This is a genomic window from Mycobacterium ahvazicum (assembly GCF_900176255.2).
Taxonomy (GTDB): Bacteria; Actinomycetota; Actinomycetes; order Mycobacteriales; family Mycobacteriaceae; genus Mycobacterium; species Mycobacterium ahvazicum.
Genome location: NZ_FXEG02000005.1, coordinates 313456 through 331934 on the forward strand (window position 1 = coordinate 313456; position 18479 = coordinate 331934).

14 protein-coding genes are annotated in these 18479 nt (G+C 67.3%); 9 read left to right on the top strand and 5 right to left on the bottom strand.

Going from position 1 to position 18479, the window contains the following annotated elements; translation table 11 throughout:
- Positions 1 to 50: 50 nt before the first annotated feature.
- From MAAFP003_RS22525 to rpmF, 3 genes are all read right to left on the bottom strand, one after another.
- Positions 51 to 1619 (bottom strand): HAMP domain-containing sensor histidine kinase, encoded by a 1569-nt coding sequence (locus MAAFP003_RS22525; RefSeq protein WP_096289908.1) that lies wholly within the window; start codon positions 1617 to 1619, stop codon positions 51 to 53.
- Positions 1619 to 2302, bottom strand: a complete 684-nt coding sequence (gene mprA / locus MAAFP003_RS22530) for a two-component system response regulator MprA (RefSeq protein ID WP_096291346.1) — start codon at positions 2300 to 2302, stop codon at positions 1619 to 1621. Before mprA ends, MAAFP003_RS22525 begins: the two co-directional genes overlap by 1 nt.
- Before the next feature lie 63 nt (positions 2303 to 2365).
- On the bottom strand, positions 2366 to 2539 hold the full coding sequence (gene rpmF, locus MAAFP003_RS22535; protein WP_036471323.1) for a 50S ribosomal protein L32: 174 nt from the start codon (positions 2537 to 2539) through the stop codon (positions 2366 to 2368).
- Between the two features lie 246 nt (positions 2540 to 2785).
- Here rpmF and MAAFP003_RS22540 point away from each other — a divergent pair, with 246 nt between their 5' ends.
- From MAAFP003_RS22540 to MAAFP003_RS22580, 9 genes are all read left to right on the top strand, one after another.
- Complete coding sequence (locus MAAFP003_RS22540; RefSeq protein ID WP_096289909.1) at positions 2786 to 4507, top strand: acyclic terpene utilization AtuA family protein; 1722 nt, start codon at positions 2786 to 2788, stop codon at positions 4505 to 4507.
- Positions 4504 to 5652, top strand: coding sequence for an acyl-CoA dehydrogenase family protein (locus MAAFP003_RS22545; protein ID WP_096289910.1), 1149 nt, complete (start codon positions 4504 to 4506; stop codon positions 5650 to 5652). The genes MAAFP003_RS22540 and MAAFP003_RS22545 overlap by 4 nt, the downstream gene beginning before the upstream one ends.
- A 2-nt stretch (positions 5653 to 5654) precedes the next feature.
- Positions 5655 to 7244 (top strand): acyl-CoA carboxylase subunit beta, encoded by a 1590-nt coding sequence (locus MAAFP003_RS22550; protein ID WP_207768623.1) that lies wholly within the window; start codon positions 5655 to 5657, stop codon positions 7242 to 7244.
- 5 nt (positions 7245 to 7249) lie between these two features.
- A complete protein-coding gene (locus MAAFP003_RS22555; protein ID WP_096289912.1) occupies positions 7250 to 9262 on the top strand; it encodes an acetyl/propionyl/methylcrotonyl-CoA carboxylase subunit alpha in 2013 nt (670 codons plus the stop codon).
- On the top strand, positions 9263 to 10429 hold the full coding sequence (locus MAAFP003_RS22560; protein WP_096289913.1) for an acyl-CoA dehydrogenase family protein: 1167 nt from the start codon (positions 9263 to 9265) through the stop codon (positions 10427 to 10429).
- Between the two features lie 16 nt (positions 10430 to 10445).
- On the top strand, positions 10446 to 11297 hold the full coding sequence (locus MAAFP003_RS22565; protein WP_096289914.1) for an enoyl-CoA hydratase family protein: 852 nt from the start codon (positions 10446 to 10448) through the stop codon (positions 11295 to 11297).
- A 74-nt stretch (positions 11298 to 11371) separates the two neighbouring features.
- Positions 11372 to 11974 (top strand): DUF1707 SHOCT-like domain-containing protein, encoded by a 603-nt coding sequence (locus MAAFP003_RS22570; RefSeq protein WP_096291347.1) that lies wholly within the window; start codon positions 11372 to 11374, stop codon positions 11972 to 11974.
- Between the two features lie 294 nt (positions 11975 to 12268).
- The gene (locus tag MAAFP003_RS22575) at positions 12269 to 13747 is read left to right on the top strand and encodes a condensation domain-containing protein (RefSeq protein ID WP_096289915.1); all 1479 of its coding nucleotides are present in this window, start codon (positions 12269 to 12271) and stop codon (positions 13745 to 13747) included.
- Between the two features lie 3 nt (positions 13748 to 13750).
- Complete coding sequence (locus MAAFP003_RS22580) at positions 13751 to 15106, top strand: WS/DGAT/MGAT family O-acyltransferase (RefSeq protein WP_096289916.1); 1356 nt, start codon at positions 13751 to 13753, stop codon at positions 15104 to 15106.
- On the opposite strand, the gene MAAFP003_RS22585 is transcribed toward MAAFP003_RS22580, so the two are convergent.
- Entirely contained in the window at positions 15103 to 17085 is a 1983-nt protein-coding gene (locus tag MAAFP003_RS22585; RefSeq protein ID WP_096289917.1) for a vWA domain-containing protein, read from the bottom strand. The two genes, MAAFP003_RS22580 and MAAFP003_RS22585, sit on opposite strands and share 4 nt — an antisense overlap.
- Positions 17078 to 18463: a sigma 54-interacting transcriptional regulator gene (locus tag MAAFP003_RS22590; protein ID WP_096289918.1), complete on the bottom strand. Its 1386-nt coding sequence runs from the start codon at positions 18461 to 18463 to the stop codon at positions 17078 to 17080. Before MAAFP003_RS22590 ends, MAAFP003_RS22585 begins: the two co-directional genes overlap by 8 nt.
- Positions 18464 to 18479 lie beyond the last annotated feature (16 nt).

An 18479-nucleotide genomic window follows, 5' to 3' on the forward strand; every position in this document is an offset into this window, starting at 1 on the left:
TTGGGGTGCTGTCGAGCTCGACTTGGCTCGATTGTCAACACTAACTGCCTCTACCTTGCGCGTGCGGACTGAGAGTCCACTGAGATAACGTTCGCCGATTCCCGAGAGTTCGCTGCGCCGTCATCTGTGCGAACGGCGGGATCGGTCTTGGCTTCGCCGGCGGCTTCACCGACCGAGGCCCCGCTCTCGGTGCCGGCCGCCGGATACGCCGACACCGGCAGTGGCCGACCCGGAAGCAGCACGTAGATCGATGTTCCCGCAGGATGACCGCCCGGAACCGTGTCTTCGACGCGCAACAGCCCGCCGTGGTTGAGCACCACCTGCTTGACGATGGCCAACCCCAGCCCCGATCCCGGCAGGGCCCGCGCCGTCGTCGACCGGTAGAACCGCTCGAACACCAGGCGCCGCTCGTGTGGCGGGATACCCGGGCCCAGGTCGGAGACGATCAACTCGGCATGCGACGGGTCGAGTTGGCGCATCCGGACACCGACGTGGCCGCCCGGCGGACTCCATTTGGCGGCGTTGTCCATCAGGTTCAGTGCCGCCCGCGATAGGCCGGCGTTGTCGCCGTAGACCTGCCACGGGATTACGTCGACATCGAAGTGAATATCGTTGCGCCGCCGCCTAACCCGCTCCAGGCTGCGGTCGATGACCTCGGACATGTCGACCGGTTCGTGTACTACCTGGCCCGCGTCGTCGCGGGTGAGGTCTACCAAATCGCCTACCAGCGTGGACAATTCCTCGATCTGCGCCAGCACATCCGCACGCAGGTCCACCATCTCCTGCTCGGGCAGCCGCGGCGCCCCCGGTTCCATGGACGCCATCAGCAGTTCGACGTTGGTCCGCAGTGATGTCAGCGGGGTGCGCAATTCGTGTCCGGCGTCGGTGACCAGCCGCGCCTGCCGCTCCCGCGACTCCGCGAGAGCGCGCAGCATCAAGTTGAATGCCTCAGTGAGCCTTGCCAATTCGTCACTGCCGAACACCGGGATGGGCCGCAGGTCGTCGGTGCGCGCCACCCGCTCGGCCGCCTCGGTCAGCCGGGCGACCGGCCGCAGCCCCGCCCGGGTGACCATGCCGCCGGCCACCGCGGCGACCGCGACCCCGATGCCGCCGACGATCAGCAGCACCCAGCGCAGTTTGGTCATCACCGCCTCGGTGGGCCGCAGGCTCTTGGAGATCAGCAGCGAACTGCCGTTGGGCAGGTGGATCGCCAGGATGCGCTGGTCGGAGGCGGTACGGCGGGACATGAACAGGTCGCCGCGGATGACCGCCTTCTCCGGCTCGGCGACCGGCAGGGTCTGGCCCGGCTGCTGGGCGGTGTAGATCGAATGTCCGGGGTTCACCAGCATCGCGTTGACGTCCGAATACGCCGTGCCCTCGATGGCCTTGGCCGGGTCGGCGGCCAACGAACCGCTGGCGATCAGCAGCTGCGCGCGGCTGTCCAGCTGGTTGTCGATGTCGCTGTAGAGCGCGGCCGCGATCACCGCGTAGACGGCGAACGCCATCAGCACGACAACCATCGCCACCATGGACATCGCCAGCAACATGACCCGCCACCGCAACGACAACGAACTGGGGGCTCGCAGGGGCGCGCGCCGACGTCGTTGGAACCGGATCATCAGGGCGGGGTCTCCCGCAGGACATAGCCGACGCCACGCACCGTGTGGATCAGGCGCGGTTCACCTTCGGCTTCGGTTTTGCGGCGCAGGTAGCCCACGTAGACCTCCAGCGCATTGCCCGAGGTGGGAAAGTCGAATCCCCACACCTCTTCGAGAATGCGGCTTCGGGTGAGCACCCGGCGCGGGTTGGCGATCAGCATCTCCAGCAGGGCGAACTCGGTGCGGGTCAGGCTGATCCGGCGGTGCCCTCGGGTGACTTCACGGGTCACCGGGTCCAGAGCCAGATCGGAGAACGTCATCGCGACCGATTCGGCGTCCTCGGGCTTGGTGCGGCGCAGCAGCGCCCGCATCCGGGCCAGCAGCTCCTCGAGGGCGAACGGCTTGGGCAGGTAGTCGTCGGCGCCGGCGTCCAGGCCGGCAACCCGCTCGGACACCGAGTCGCGGGCGGTGAGCACCAGGATCGGCAGGTCGTCGCCGGTGCTGCGCAGTTGCCGACAGACTTCGAGACCGTCCAGCCGCGGCATCATCACATCGAGCACGACGGCGTCGGGGCGGTCGCTGGAGATGAGCTCCAGCGCCTCCACCCCGTCATGGGCCAACTCGACGGAGTAGCCGTTGAAGGACAGCGATCTGCGCAACGATTCGCGGACCGCGCGATCGTCATCGACGACAAGAATGCGCACGGCCACTAGTTTCGTCCTAGGGCCTGAGAGCGGCCTGAGAGGCGCGCCGGGTATTTGCCGAGATTAGCGTCGGTCGAGATCGATCAGGCCCAGGCGTGCCGCCTTGAGCAGTCGACGCGGCACCTTGTGCTTCTGGCCGGCCACGGTCACTCCGACGAGCTCGGTCTTTTCCGCCTTCCACTGCGAGCGGCGGCTGCGGGTGTTCGAGCGCGACATCCTGCGCTTGGGTGTGGCCATGGTCGGGCCTTACTCCTCGGTCTGGGGTTTCGGTCGTCCGTCGCGCGGCATGACCTCTGCGGCCGACGGCGACGATTGCGCTCCAGAATAGTCGGTGACCTGCTGGTGGCCAAAATGGGCGGTACGGCCTGCGCGGCTATGACGGCAGCGCCGGAACGGGCATCCTTGACGTGACACCGGCGGTACCCGCTAACCTACCGGGTGGTTGGTTGGTTGAGCACCGGAAATCCCGAATGGAGGACGCCCATGGCCTCTGGTTCTGGCTCATCCGGTGCTGTCCGGATCGCGAACTGCTCGGGGTTCTACGGCGACCGGCTGGCGGCCATGCGCGAGATGCTGACCGGCGGAGACGTCGATTACCTCACCGGCGACTACCTGGCCGAGCTCACGATGCTGATTCTGGGCCGCGACAAGATGAAACACCCCGAGCGCGGCTACGCCAAGACCTTCCTGACTCAGCTCGAGGATTGTCTGGGCGAGGCTCGGGACCGCGGGGTGCGCATCGTCGCCAACGCCGGCGGCCTCAACCCCGCCGGGCTGGCGGACGCGATCCGCACCCTGGCGCAACGGCTGGGCATCACCGCCCGAGTGGCCCACGTCGAGGGCGACGATCTGCAGCCGCGCGCGGCCGAACTGGGGCTGGGCACGCCGCTGACGGCAAACGCCTACCTGGGTGCCTGGGGCATCGTCGACTGCCTGAACGACGGAGCCGACGTCGTCGTCACCGGCCGGGTCACCGACGCCTCGGTGATCGTCGGGTCCGCGGCCGCCCACTTCGGCTGGGGCCGCACCGACTACAACGAACTCGCCGGCGCGGTGGTCGCCGGTCACGTCATCGAATGCGGCGTGCAGGCCACCGGCGGCAACTACGCGTTTTTCACCGAAGTGCCCGACCTGTCTAGCCTTTTTCATGCGGGCTTTCCTTTGGCCGAGGTCAACGCGGACGGATCCTCGGTGATCACCAAACACCCCGGCACCGGCGGGCTGGTCAGCGTCGACACCGTCACCGCGCAGCTGCTCTACGAGATCACCGGCGCCCGCTACGCCAACCCGGACGTCACCGCGCGGATGGACACCGTCGAGCTGTCCTCCGACGGCCCGGACCGGGTGCGCATCAGCGGCGTGGTCGGTGAGCCGCCGCCACCGACGCTGAAGGTGTCGCTGAACAGCATCGGCGGATTCCGCAACGCGATGACCTTCGTGTTGACCGGGCTCGACATCGAGGCCAAGGCCGAGCTGGTGCGCCGCCAGCTCGAGGCCGGGCTCACCGTCAAACCCGCGGAGCTTCAGTGGACGCTGGCGCGCACCGACCACCCCGATGCCGACACCGAGGAAGCCGCCAGTGCGCTGCTGCACTGTGTGGTCCGCGACCCCGACCCCGCCAATGTCGGACGCCAATTCTCCTCGGCGGCAGTCGAGTTGGCGCTTGCCAGCTACCCGGGCTTCCACGTCACCGCCCCGCCGGGCGATGGCCAGGTCTACGGCGTCTTCCACGCGGGCTACGTCGAGGCCACCGTCGTGCCGCATATCGCGGTGCACTCCGACGGCACGCGCACCGATATCCCTTGTGCCAGCCAGACTTTGGAGCTGGCCCCTGCCGCTTCCCCGGCGTTGCCGCAACCTCTGCCGGCCGGGCCGACCCGGCGCGCACCCCTCGGCCGCATCGCCGGCGCCCGCAGCGGCGACAAGGGCGGCTCGGCCAACGTCGGGGTTTGGGTGCGCACCGAGGACCAATGGCGTTGGCTGGCCAACACATTGACGGTCGAACTGCTCAAGGAGCTGCTGCCGGAGGCAGCGGACTGCGACGTCACCCGTCACGTGCTGCCCAACCTGCGTGCGGTGAACTTCGTGATCGAGGGCATCCTCGGACAGGGCGTCGCCTATCAGGCACGGTTCGATCCCCAGGCCAAGGGACTGGGTGAATGGCTGCGCAGCCGCCACGTCGAAATCCCGGAAGGGCTTTTGTGAATATCTGGAACACCCCGGAGCGCGAACAGCTGCGAAAGACGGTGCGCGCCTTCACCGAACGCGAGATTCTGCCGCACGTCGACGAGTGGGAACGCACCGGCGATCTGCCGCGCGAATTGCACCGGCGCGCCGGGGCGGCCGGGCTGCTCGGCGCCGGGTTACCCGAAGCCGCCGGCGGCGGTGGCGGCGACGGCGCCGACGCGGTGGTCATCTGCGAAGAGTTCCACCAGGCCGGCGGCCCGGGCGGTGTCTTCGCGTCGCTGTTCACCTGTGGCATCGCGGTTCCCCATATGATCGCCTCGGGCGATCAGCGGCTGATCGAGGAGTTCGTCCGGCCGACGCTGGCCGGCGAGAAGATCGGATCACTGGCCATCACCGAACCCGGCGGCGGTTCGGACGTCGGGCATTTGCGCACCAGCGCGGTGCGTGACGGCGACCACTACGTGGTCAACGGCGCCAAGACCTACATCACCTCCGGGGTGCGCGCCGACTATGTCGTCACCGCGGTGCGCACCGGAGGGCCTGGCGCAGCAGGGGTTTCGCTGCTGGCGGTCGAGAAGGGCACACCGGGCTTCGAGGTGAGCCGCAAGCTGGACAAGATGGGGTGGCGTTCGTCGGACACCGCCGAGCTGTGCTACGTCGATGCCCGGGTTCCGGTCGCCAACCTGGTCGGCGCTGAGAACAGCGGATTCGCCCAGATCGCGCAGGCGTTCGTCTCTGAGCGGATCGGCCTTGCCGCGCAAGCGTATTCGAGTGCACAGCGATGCCTGGACATCACCGTGGCTTGGTGTCGCGACCGCGAGACGTTCGGTCGCCCACTGATTTCGCGCCAGTCGGTGCAGAACACCCTGGCCGAGATGGCCCGGCGCATCGATGTCGCCCGCGTCTATTCGCGCGATGTGGTGCAGCGCCAGCTGGCCGGTGAGACGAACCTGATCCCGCAGGTGTGCTTCGCCAAGAACACCGCCGTCGAGGCCGGTGAATGGGTGGCCAATCAAGCCGTTCAATTGTTCGGCGGCATGGGCTACATGGCCGAATCAGAAGTCGAACGCCAATATCGGGACATGCGAATCCTGGGCATTGGCGGCGGTACCACCGAAATCCTGACCGCCCTGTCCGCCAAACTGCTGGGATTCCAATCATGACCGTGCTGCAGTCCACCCTCGACCCGAAGGCGTCCACGTACGCCGACGCGGCCGAAACCATGCTCGCCAAGCTGGCCGAGATCGACGTCGAGCACGGCAAGGCGCTGGCCGGAGGCGGAGAAAAGTACACCGCGCGCCACCACGCCCGCGGCAAGTTCACCGCCCGCGAGCGCATCGAGCTACTGCTGGACCCGGATTCGCCGTTCCTCGAGCTGAGCCCGCTGGCCGCCTACGGCAGTTCCTTCACCCTGGGGGCCAGCGTGGTGGTGGGCATCGGCGCCGTCGAGGGCGTGGAGTGCCTGATCGTCGCCAACGACCCGACCGTCAAGGGCGGCACCAGCAACCCCTGGACGCTCAAGAAGATCTTGCGGGCCAACCAGATTGCGCTGCAGAACCGGCTGCCGGTGATCTCGCTGGTGGAGTCGGGCGGCGCGGACCTGCCCACCCAGAAAGAGATCTTCGTCCCCGGCGGGCAGATGTTCCGCGATCTGACCCGGCTCTCGGCGGCGGGCATTCCGACCATCGCGCTCGTCTTCGGCAACTCCACCGCCGGCGGTGCCTACATCCCCGGCATGTCCGATCACGTCGTGATGATCAAGGAACGCTCGAAGGTGTTCCTGGCCGGTCCCCCGCTGGTGAAGATGGCCACCGGTGAAGAGTCCGACGACGAGTCCCTCGGCGGCGCCGAAATGCACGCCCGCACTTCGGGTCTGGCCGACTACTTCGCCGTCGACGAGCTCGACGCGATCCGCATCGGGCGCCGGGTGGTGACCCGGCTGAACTGGCGCAAGCTCGGGCCGGTGCCGCGGCCCGTGACGGAGCCGCTGTTCGACGCGGAGGAGCTGATCGGCATCGTGTCGTCGGACCTGCGCATCCCGTTCGACCCACGCGACGTGATCGCGCGGGTCGTCGACGGCTCCGAATTCGACGAGTTCAAGCCGATGTACGGCTCGTCGCTGGTGACCGGCTGGGCGACGTTGTGCGGCTACCCGATCGGGATTCTGGCCAACCATCGCGGTGTGCTGTTCAGCGAGGAATCACAGAAGGCCACCCAATTCATTCAGCTGGCCAACCGTTACGACACGCCACTGTTGTTCTTGCACAACACCACCGGATACATGGTCGGCAAGGACTATGAAGAGGGCGGCATGATCAAGCACGGATCGATGATGATCAACGCCGTGTCCAACTCGACCGTCCCGCACATCTCGCTGTTGATCGGTGCGTCCTACGGCGCGGGCCACTACGGCATGTGTGGGCGGGCCTACGACCCCCGATTCCTGTTCGCCTGGCCCAGCGCCAAATCCGCGGTGATGGGCGGTGTCCAGCTGGCCGGCGTGCTGTCGATCGTGGCCCGGGCGGCCGCCGAAGCTCGCGGCCAACAGGTCGACGAGGACGCCGACGCCGCGATGCGAGCCGCGGTCGAGGGACAGATCGAGGCCGAGTCGCTGCCGATGGTCTTGTCTGGAATGCTCTACGACGACGGGGTGATCGACCCCCGCGATACCCGCACCGTACTGGGAATGTGTCTGTCCGCCATCGCGAATGGCCCGATCAAGGGGACGTCGAACTTCGGCGTCTTCCGGATGTGAGCCCCATGGGAATCACTCGAGTACTCGTTGCCAACCGCGGCGAGATCGCCCGCCGAGTCTTCGCCACCTGCCGCCGGCTCGGTCTGGGAACCGTCGCGGTCTACACCGAACCGGACGCCGCGGCCCCGCACGTCGCCGAAGCCGACGCCCGGGTGCGCTTGGCGAAGACCAACGACTACTTGAATGCCGAGGCCATCATCGCCGCCGCGCGGGCCGCGGGCGCCGACGCCATACATCCCGGCTACGGATTCCTCTCGGAGAACGCCGACTTCGCGGCCGCCGTCGCGGACGCGGGCCTGACCTGGATCGGGCCGCCGGTGGACGCGGTACGGGCGATGGGCTCCAAGATCGAGTCCAAGAAGCTGATGGCGTCGGCGGGGGTGCCGGTGCTCGACGAACTCGACCCCGACGCGGTCACCCAGGCGCAGTTGCCGGTGCTGGTCAAGGCCTCCGCGGGAGGCGGCGGCCGCGGTATGCGGGTGGTCCACGAGTTATCCGCTCTGGCAGGCGAAGTCGCCGCGGCTCAGCGCGAAGCGCAGTCTGCCTTCGGTGATCCGACCGTATTCTGCGAGCGCTACCTGCCGACCGGCCACCATGTGGAGGTTCAGGTCCTCGCCGACACCCACGGCACGGTGTGGGCGGTCGGAGAACGGGAGTGCTCGATTCAGCGGCGCCACCAGAAGATCATCGAAGAGGCGCCGTCGCCGTTGGTGGAACGCATTCCGGGCATGCGGGCCAAGCTTTTCGACGCTGCCCGGCTGGCCGCCAGCGTCATCGGCTACGCCGGGGCCGGGACGGTAGAGTTCCTCGCCGACGACTCGCCTGGTGGACAAGGCGAGTTCTTCTTCCTGGAGATGAACACCAGGCTGCAGGTCGAGCACCCGGTCACCGAAGAGACCACCGGGCTCGACCTCGTCGAACTGCAGCTCGCGGTGGCCGACGGCCACCGCCTCGATGCCGAACCTCCTGCCGCCCAAGGGCATTCGATAGAAGCTCGTCTGTACGCCGAAGATCCCGCACGCGGGTGGCAACCCCAGGCCGGCCTGGTGCACACCATCGATGTGCCCGGCAGCCGGGCACAATTCGCCTCGTTGGGACAGCGCACCGGCATCCGGCTGGACTCTGGCATCGTCGACGGATCGGTGGTGTCGATCCACTACGACCCGATGCTGGCGAAGGTCATCTCGTATGCACCGACCCGCCGGCAAGCCGCGCTGGTACTGGCCGACGCGTTGGCCCGGACACGACTGCACGGGCTGCGCACCAACCGCGAGCTGTTAGTGAACGTGCTACGGCATCCGGCATTCCTCGACGGTGCGACCGACACCGCGTTTTTCGACACGCACGGCCTGGCGCAGCTGTCGGCACCGCTGAGCGACGAAGGCGTGGTGCGGTTGTCGGCAATCGCCGCGGCCCTGGCCGATGCCGCACACAATCGTGCGGCCGCCGTGGCGTTCGGCTCGCTGCCCAGCGGCTGGCGCAACCTCACTTCGGGATATCAGGTCAAGACGTACACCGACGACCAGGACAACGAACACCGAATCCAATACCGGTTCACCAGAACCGGATTGGTGCTCGCCGGGGACGAGGCCGTGCATCTGGTCTCGTCGGCACCCGACGAAGTGGTGCTGGCCGACGCCAACGGCGTGGCATGCCGATTCGCGGTTGCCCGCTACGGCCCCAACCTCGACGACGTCTACGTCGACTCGGCGCGCGGACCGGTTCATCTGAACGCGGTGCCCCGGTTCCCGGAGCCGGGATCGTCGGTTGCCAAGGGATCGCTGGTTGCGCCCATGCCCGGCAACGTCATCCGGCTCGGCGCACAGGTGGGCGACAGCGTAACGGCCGGCCAGCCGCTGATCTGGCTGGAAGCGATGAAGATGGAGCACACCATCACCGCGCCGTCAGACGGCGTACTCAGCTCCCTGGCCGTCACGAGCGGCCAGCAAGTAGAAGTCGGCGCCGTCCTGGCAATAGTCGAAGCGCCGGAGAACGGCCAAGTAAAAGGAGATTCGTAAATGACCGATACCAGCTTCATCGAAAGCGAGGAGCGCCAGGCGCTGCGCAAGTCGGTGGCCGCCTGGGCGTCCAAATACGGCAGCGAGTACTACCTGAAAAAGGCGCGCGCCCAGGAGCACACCGATGAATTGTGGTCAGAGGCAGGCCAACTCGGCTTCCTCGGCGTGAACCTGCCGGAGGAATACGGTGGCGGCGGCGCCGGCATGTACGAGCTGTCCTTGGTTATGGAAGAAATGGCCGCCGCGGGCAGCGCGCTGTTGCTGATGGTGGTCTCCCCGGCGATCAACGGCACCATCATCAGCAAGTTCGGCACCGAAGAGCAGAAGAAGCGCTGGATCCCCTCCATCGCCGACGGCACGATGACGATGGCGTTCGCGATCACCGAACCCGACGCCGGGTCGAACTCACACAAGATCACCACCACCGCGCGCCGCGACGGCAGCGACTGGATTCTCAAGGGCCAGAAGGTCTATATCTCCGGCGTCGATCAGGCGCAGGCCGTGCTGGTGGTGGCACGCTCCGAGGAGGCCAAGACCGGCAAGCTGCGCCCGGCGTTGTTCGTGGTGCCCACCGACGCGCCCGGCTTCAGCTACACGCCGATCGAGATGGAGCTGATCAGCCCCGAGCGTCAATTCCAGGTCTTCCTGGACGACGTCCGGCTGCCAGCCGATGCGCTCGTCGGGGCCGAAGATGCCGCGATCGCACAGCTTTTCGCGGGCCTGAACCCCGAGCGGATCATGGGTGCGGCGAGCTCGGTAGGCATGGGCCGCTTCGCACTGGAGAAGGCTTCCGACTACGTCAAGACCCGCCAGGTGTGGGGAACCCCGATCGGCGCGCACCAGGGTCTGTCACACCCGTTGGCGCAGTGCCACATTGAGGTCCAGCTCGCCAAACTGATGATGCAGAAGGCCGCCACGCTCTACGACGCCGGTGATGACTTCGGTGCGGCCGAGGCCGCCAACATGGCGAAATACGCTGCGGCCGAGGCGGCTACCCGTTCGGTGGATCAGGCCGTGCAGTCGATGGGCGGCAATGGTCTGACCAAGGAGTACGGCGTCGCCGCGATGCTCGCCTCGGCCCGGCTGGGACGGATCGCACCGGTCAGCCGCGAGATGGTGCTGAACTTCGTCGCGCAGACCTCCCTGGGCCTGCCCCGAAGCTACTGATGACGGGGTCTTTTGAATGACTACCCTCGTCGAATATGCCGTCGCGGGACCGTTGGCCCGGCTGACGCTGAATTCACCGCACAACCGCAACGCGCTATCGACCACCCTGGTCACCCAGCTGCACCAGGGTCTGTGCGACGCGGCGGCGGATCCGGCCGTGCGCGTGGTGGTGCTCGGGCACACCGGCGGCACGTTCTGCGCCGGCGCGGACCTCAGCGAAGCCGGCGCCGGCAACCCGGGTGGCGATCGCGAGGGCGGCGAAGCCGGGCGAAGCGGGTCGCCACCGTCGGCATACGACATGGCCGCGGCGCGGGCCAACGAGATGACCGCATTACTGCGGGCCATCGTCTCCTCGCCTCTGCCGGTCATCGCCGCGGTCGACGGTCATGTGCGTGCGGGCGGATTCGGTTTGGTCGGCGCCTGTGACATCGCGGTGGCCGGACCGCGCAGCACCTTCGCGCTCACCGAGGCGCGCATCGGTGTGGCCCCGTCCATCATCTCGCTGACGCTGCTGCCGAAGTTGTCGCCGCGGGCGGCCGCGCGCTATTACCTCACCGGCGAGACGTTCGATGCGGCCGCGGCCGCGGCGATCGGATTGGTCACGATCGCAGCCGACGATGTCGATGCCGCAGTGGCCGAACTGGTCGCCGATATCGGCCGCGGATCGCCCCAGGGTCTGGCCGCGTCGAAGGCGCTCACGACGGCCGCGGTGCTCGACGGGTTCGACCGCGACGCGCAGCGGCTCACCGAGGAATCCGCCCGGCTGTTCGTCTCCGACGAGGCCCGCGAAGGCATGCTCGCATTCCTGCAGAAACGTCCACCGAGTTGGGCGCCGCCCGCGGCCACCGACGATGCCGATCGCAATTAGGCATGCGTAGGAGGTTGGTTGCGATTTAGCCAACCCTCTTGCAGCAAAAGTTGTACGTCGTACGCTCGTGGATGATGAGCGATTCAGCGCAGCACGATGCGAAGGACGCGCGTGAGGATTTCTCGCGTGCGGCCGATACCGATCGCATACAAATTGCGCAATTACTCGCCTACGCGGCCGAGCAGGGTCGCCTGCAGCTCAAGGACTACGAAGACCGTCTGACCAGGGCGTATGCGGCCACGACGTACGAAGAACTGGATCAGCTCCGGGCCGATCTGCCGGGTGCGCCGATAAGCCCGCGCCGCGGCGGGAAGCAGAATCCGGCGCCCTCCACCCTGCTGCTCGCGCTGCTGAGTGGATTCGAGCGGCGGGGGCGCTGGAACGTCCCGAAGAAGCTGACCACGTTCACGCTGTGGGGCAGCGGGGTGGTGGATCTGCGCTATGCCGACTTCACGTCGACCGAAGTCGATATCCACGTGGTCTCGATCATGGGTGCGCAGAACATCCTGTTGCCGCCCGAGGTCAATGTCGAGATCCACGGCCGCGGCGTCATGGGTGGTTTCGACCGCAATATCGTCGGCCAGGGTACGCCGGGCGCGCCGCGGGTGAATATCCACGGCTTCTCGCTGTGGGGCGGTGTGGGCATTAAGCGCAAAGCCCGCCGACCCCATGGGTAAACCCGCCGGACCGGTTGAGGGCGTCAAGGCTACTGGCATCGTTTCGCAAATGCGTGGGATTGCGTATCTTCGCAAAACCACGAAAACGTGACGCCCGTCGACTAGCGTCCAGAGCAGCGGCTCAGGGGGTGCAAGCGACGCCACAGGGTTGGGCCCCGAAGTATCGGGAACGCGCGTCGCACGAATTCCAGCGCAAAGGCTTATCAAGACTGCGCGAAAAACGATGTGACAACGGTAGTTCCGCCCCTCCCGAGCCGCCACGAATGCCGGCATCACGCACAGCGAGGCGCAAGAATGGTCGCACTGGGGAACATCAACGAATGGCAGCCGCCACACGGTCCGCTGACCATGTGGACCGCCGTACCGACGGCGCATGAGGCGGCCCGCACCGCCCAGCGAAGCGCTCTCGCCCCGAGTTACCAGCAGGCCCAACACCTCTGGGCCGCGTTTCACGGCAGGGCCATGGAAAGGCAGCTACCGCGGCTGATGGTCGTGGCCTGGGATATCGCGGGCACGTGCGACATTCCGATCATGACGACGGCGGTCAACTCCCATGTCCGTCGCCATGACACATATCACAACTGGTTCGAATTCGAAGACGGCGCGATCGTGCGCCGCCCCATCGAGGACCCGGAAGACATTGATTTGGTCCCCGTGTCGTGGGGACATATGACCCCCGACCAGGTGCGCACCCATGTCCTGACGACGACCCGCGAAACGCTCGAATGGGGATGCTTCAGCTTCGGCATCATCCAGCACGCCGACTACTTCACCTTCTACGCCAGCGTCGACCATCTGCACATCGACGGCTTGTCCGCCGGCGTCATCTTCTTCGACATTCACCTGACCTATCAGGAGCTGTCGGCGGGCGCGGCGCACCAGCCCGCCACACCTCCCCAGCTCCGAAGCTACCGCGACTACACCACGCGGCAGCGCGAGAAGGTTGCGGATCTGACCCTGGAATCGCCGGAGATCAAGGACTGGATCGCGTTCGCACGCGACGCCGACGGTAACTGGCCGAGTTTCCCGCTGCCCCTGGGCGACACCTGGACCAGCAGCGCGGGCGACTTGGTGACCGTCGAGTTGCTCGACGCCGCCGGAACGGAGGCGTTCGACGCCGCCTGCATCGCGGCCGGCGCCCGGTTCCTCGGCGGCGTTCTGGCGTGCACCGCGTTGGCCGACTATATATTGACCGGCAACGAGATTCATCGCGGATTCACCGCCAGGGACACCCGGACCCAGGGCATCGACACGATGACGGTGGGATGGTTCGCAAGCATGGTTCCGGTTGTCGTGCCGACCGCCGGCGGCTCGTTCCCCGAGGCGGCCCGGGCCGCCCAGAAGTCGTTCGATGCGGCCAAGGATCTCGCTCATGTGCCGGTCGAGCGGGTCTTGGAGCTCGCGACACCGGATGAGCTGGGCATCAAGCTGCCATCGCAGCTACCGATGATGCTGTCCTTCCTCGACTTTCGTAAGATTCCCCTGGCCGGGCTGTGGGCAGAGACGAACTTCGGCACCTACGGCGACAGTCTGTCTCACGGCGGAGTGAATGTCTGGATCAACCGGCACGCCGAGCGAACCACGGTCACGATCTCGTTCCCGGACAACGAGGTCGCCAGGGAGTCGGCGCACCAATACGTCGAGACCCTGAATCGGATTTTCTCCCGCATCGCGGGCAAGGCCCTGGAGCAGTCGAGCGTCGTTGCGGCTGAGGCGAGTTCGGGTGGCCTGTATGCCCTTTCCCCGACGAAAGACGACGACGAGGCGGCTTAGAATATGAGCAATGTGCTGGACTTGGCCGACCAGACGCTCTTTCTCGGCGAGCGGGCGACCGCGACCACCAGTGTGTTGCAATGTATCTGGGTGTACGACCACGCCATCGACGTCGATGGTCTGCGGCGTTTCCACCACCACCTGGGCCGGGGACGGCTGTCACGCCGAATCGAACGGTCCCCCTTGCCGTTCGGCCGGCACCGCTGGGTGAGGTCCGGCGACCGTCCCAGCCTCGAGATCGCCACAACGGCCCGGCCGCGTGACGAGATCGACGCATGGCTCGAAACGCAGGCGAGCTACCGGCCGGACGCCGAACACGGACCCGGCTGGCACCTGGCGATGTTGCCGCTGACCGACGGCGGCGCGGTAGTGAGTTTCGTTGTCACGCACTGCCTTACCGACGGTGTCGGGCTCTGCGAGGCGTTGGCCGACGCAGCGTGCGGACGCGACGACGCGATCACCTGGCCGGCCGCGGCGTCGCGGCGACGGTGGCAGGCGCTGCGCGAGGACGCACGCCAAACCGCGCGCGACACAACGGATATGGGGCGAGCCATCGTCGCCGCCGCGCGAATGGCCCGACAGGCCAACGACAGTGCCCCCGCCAAGTCGGCGAAGAAGCGCCCCGCGCCGCCCAGCGGACCCGACCAAAGCATCTCGTTGCCCATGGCGATGCTCTTCTTCGACGCCGACGACTGGGACGCCCGCGCAGAGGCGCTCGGCGGAACCAGCAACGCGCTCCTCGCCGGCTTGGCCACCTATCTCGCCCAGCGCGTGGGCCGGGTCGCGGCGGACGGCTCGGTCAACGTCGGGATGCCGCTCAACGAGCGCGCCGCCGACGATACCCGCGCCAACGCCGTGATCAATGTCGACGTCACGGTCAGACCGCCGACCGCGGCGACCGGTCTGGGCGAAATCCGCGCCGCGATCAAGCAATCGCTGATCCGCAGTCAGGAGCTGCCCGACGAGCGGTGGGCATTGCTACCGCTGATCCCCCTGATTCCTAAGCCGGTCTTCCGGCGGCTGATCAGTGTGGTCACCGGCAGCGCCACCACCGTCGTGTCGTCCAATCTCGGCGCGATCGACCCGGCTGCCAACCGGCCGGACGGCACCGACGCCGACTACTTCGCGATGAAGTCGGTGTACCCGGGCGTCACCGCCGCGACGATGTACAACACCAACGGCGCGCTCGCGTTGTTGTCGGGGCGAGTGCACGGGCAGGTGTTCGTCTCGTTCCTGGCCTATGAGCTGGGCCGCAACAACTCGAATGATGATCTCAGAGAACACATCTCGAGCGCGTTGAGCGAATTCTCGCTGACCGCCATCGCGGGCTGGCGCACCGCCAGCGCGGCATCGCGCTAGCGACGGCGCCGAGATCGTAGATAGTCGCCGACCACCGCGGCACCCAGGCCGTCGAGATCGGGCACCACGACGCGTCCCTCGACCCGTCGCGCGACCTGGTCGATGAACCGCGCCAGGCCCGGGTCACTGCCCAGCCGGAAGATCGTGATCTGTGCACCCAACCGCGCCATATCGTCGAAGCCACGCACGGTGTGCGCGATGGTCCGCGGGTGCGGCGGATAATCGAAAAACACCGACGACCCGTCGCCGTCGACATCCTCGAGATGTGCGGTCGGCTCGCCGTCGGTCACCACCAGCACGACGGGCTGCGCGTTGGGATGACGCCGCAGATGACGGCCCGCCAGCGCCAGCGCGTGATGCAGGTTGGTGCCCTGCTCGTAAACCCCCTCCAGGCCGGTGAGCTCGGCCGCGGACGCGGTCCGGGCGTACCGGCCGAAAGCGATGATCTGCAAGGCATCCGACCGGAACCGCGTGCACACCAGGTGGTTGAGCGCGAGCGCCGTCTGCTTCATCGGCAGCCAGCGGTTCTCCATCACCATGGAAAACGAGGTGTCGACCAACAACGCCACCGCGGCCTGGCTGCGCGTCTCGGTCTCGGACACCTCGACGTCGTCGACGGTGATGTTCAACCGCGCGTCCGGGCCGTCGAGAGTCGAGGTTCCCGCTTGCCGCAACACCGCATTGGTCAGGGTGCGGGGTATGTTCCACGGCTCGGTGTCACCGAACTGCCACGGCCGGGTCGCGCCGGTCAGCTCGCCCGCTGCCCCGGCACGCCGCAGCTCGCGGTCACCTCGGCGACTCGAAAGTTGTTGTGCCACATCACGTAACGCGGTCTCGCCGAGCCTTCGCATCGCTTTGGGCGACAACCGCCACTGGCCGTCGGAACCACGATCCAAAAAGCCCTGATTAACCAGCGCCCGTTCCAGCTCGGACAGGGTCCGCGCGTCGATCGCGGCCTGATCACCCAGCTGGCGCGCCAGCGCATCCAGATCGACGTCGTCCATCGTGGCGCCGGGATAGCTCTGCGAAAGCTGGTCGGCCAGCTGCTCCAGCTCGGCCACGTCGGCCAGGGCCTGGGTGCCTTCGCCCATGCCGAAGGGGTTGTCGCCGGAGAACTGCTCGGAACCCATCCAGTCCTCACCGGGCCGGGCGGCCTGCAGGTTCGCATCGAGGCGGTTCAACGCGTTCATCAGCGACGGAGAGCCAAAAGCCTGCTGCGCCAGGGCATCCAGTTCGGCGCGCTGGTCGGGGCTCAGGCTGTTGCGGAAGCGTTGCGCGGCGGCGGCCCGCTTGGCCAGCGAGTCCATCAGCTCGTCGATGTTGCGCGGGTTCTCCGGAAAGAACTCGCCGTGGGAGTCCATGAAGTCGTCGAAGTCTTGCTGGGTGTCCTCGCCGCGATTGTGCTTGTCCAGCAGGTCGTTGAGGTCGTCCAGCATGTCGTTGACACGCTGGCGATCCTCGTCGGTGGCGCCCGCAAGCGCCTCCTTCATCCCGGCGAAGCGCTGGTCGAGCATCTCGCGGCCGAGCAGATCCTTGATCTGGTCGTACTTTTCGCGGGCCTCCTGGCTGCGCCAGTTGTACTCGGACAGTTCCTGGACCGCCTTGGCCGGCGAGGACGGCAGGGCATCGAGCTGCAGTTCGCCGAAGCGGGCGTCGTCGTCGAGCGCGCGGGCCAATTCCTTGCGCTCGGCCAGCACCGCCTCGTCGAGCAGCTTCTTGATGTCCTGCAGTGTCCCGTCTAAGTTGTTGCGGCGCAACAGGTCCCGTCGGCGCCGGTTCGCTTCGGCGGCCAGCCGGTCGGCGCCGCGCATGTTCTCGGTACCACGGCGGAGCAGCTCGGACAGCGCCCGGCGCGGGGAGGTGCCGCCCATCACGTCCTGCCCGATCTGCTCGAGCGCCTCGCGCAGATCCACCGGCGGCGCCAGCGGGTCGGGCCCGCCGGTGTATGCCGAGTATCGCGAGGAATGCCCTTTAGCCATAGACGGTCTGGCCCTCCCCGGATACCTTGTCGATTCTCTTGGCCAGGTACAACGCTTCCAGCGCCAGTTCCAATGCCGCGGCCCGTTCGCCCTCGGATTCCGCATTCAGCCGGTCGGCGATCTGCTCGACGACGGGCAGCCCCGGAACGGCGGCCAGCACGTCCTTGGCGGAGACGCGCTCGCCGGTGGTCACCGCGGAGCCGGCTTCCACCGCGGCGACCAACGGCGCGACGTCGATGCCGCCGAGCGCGCGGGACGCGGTGTCGGCGGTCGCGCGGCGCAACAGGTGCTCGAGCACCGCCTGCTCGCGGCCTTCCTCACCGGACTCGAATTCCAGCTTGCCGCGCAGCACGTCGATCACGGTGCCCAGGTCCACAACTCGGGCCACCGGGTCGCTCTCGCCGAGTACCGCGCCGCGGTGGCGGGCCGAGGCGGCGACGGTCTCGGCGGCGGCGATGGCGAACCGCGCCGAGACGCCGGAGCGCTGGTCGACCGAGTTGGACTCGCGCAGGTAGCGGGCGAACCGCGCGATCACCTGGTTCAGGTAATCGGGCACCTGTGCGCTCAGGTGCGCTTCCTGAACGATGACGCCGACCTCCGCGTCCAGCTCCAGCGGGTAGTGGGTACGGATTTCGGCGCCGAAGCGGTCTTTGAGCGGGGTGATGATGCGCCCGCGGTTGGTGTAGTCCTCGGGGTTGGCGCTGGCGACCACCAGCACGTCCAGTGGCAGGCGCAGCGTGTAGCCGCGGACCTGGATGTCACGTTCCTCCATCACGTTGAGCATCGACACCTGGATGCGCTCGGCGAGGTCGGGCAGTTCGTTGACCGCGACGATGCCGCGGTGGGCGCGCGGGATCAGGCCGTAGGCAATGGTCTCCGGGTCCCCGAGGCTGCGGCCCTCGGCCACCTTGATCGGGTCGATATCACCGACCAGGTCGGCGACGCTGGTGTCGGGGGTGGCCAGTTTCTCGGTGTAGCGCTCGCTGCGGTGCCGCCACTCCACCGGCAAGTCGTCGCCGAGGGTGGCCGCCCGGCGGATCGACTCCGGCGTGATCGGCGTATAGGGGTGCTCGCCGAGTTCTGCGCCACCGATCACCGGCGTCCATTCGTCGAGCAGCCCGGTCAGCGCACGCAGGAGTCGAGTCTTGCCCTGGCCGCGTTCGCCGAGCAGGACAAAGTCGTGACCCGCGATCAGCGCCCGCTCCAGCTGGGGCAATACGGTGTCCTCGAATCCGAGGATGCCCGGCCAGATGTCGTCACCCTCGGCCAGCGCGGTCAGCAGATTCTCGCGGATTTCCTGCTTGACGCCCCGTTCGCGATGGCCGGTCGCACGCAGCTCGCCGACGGTTCGGGGCAGATTGCTCGGTGATGTCACCACTCCACGCTACGTCGCG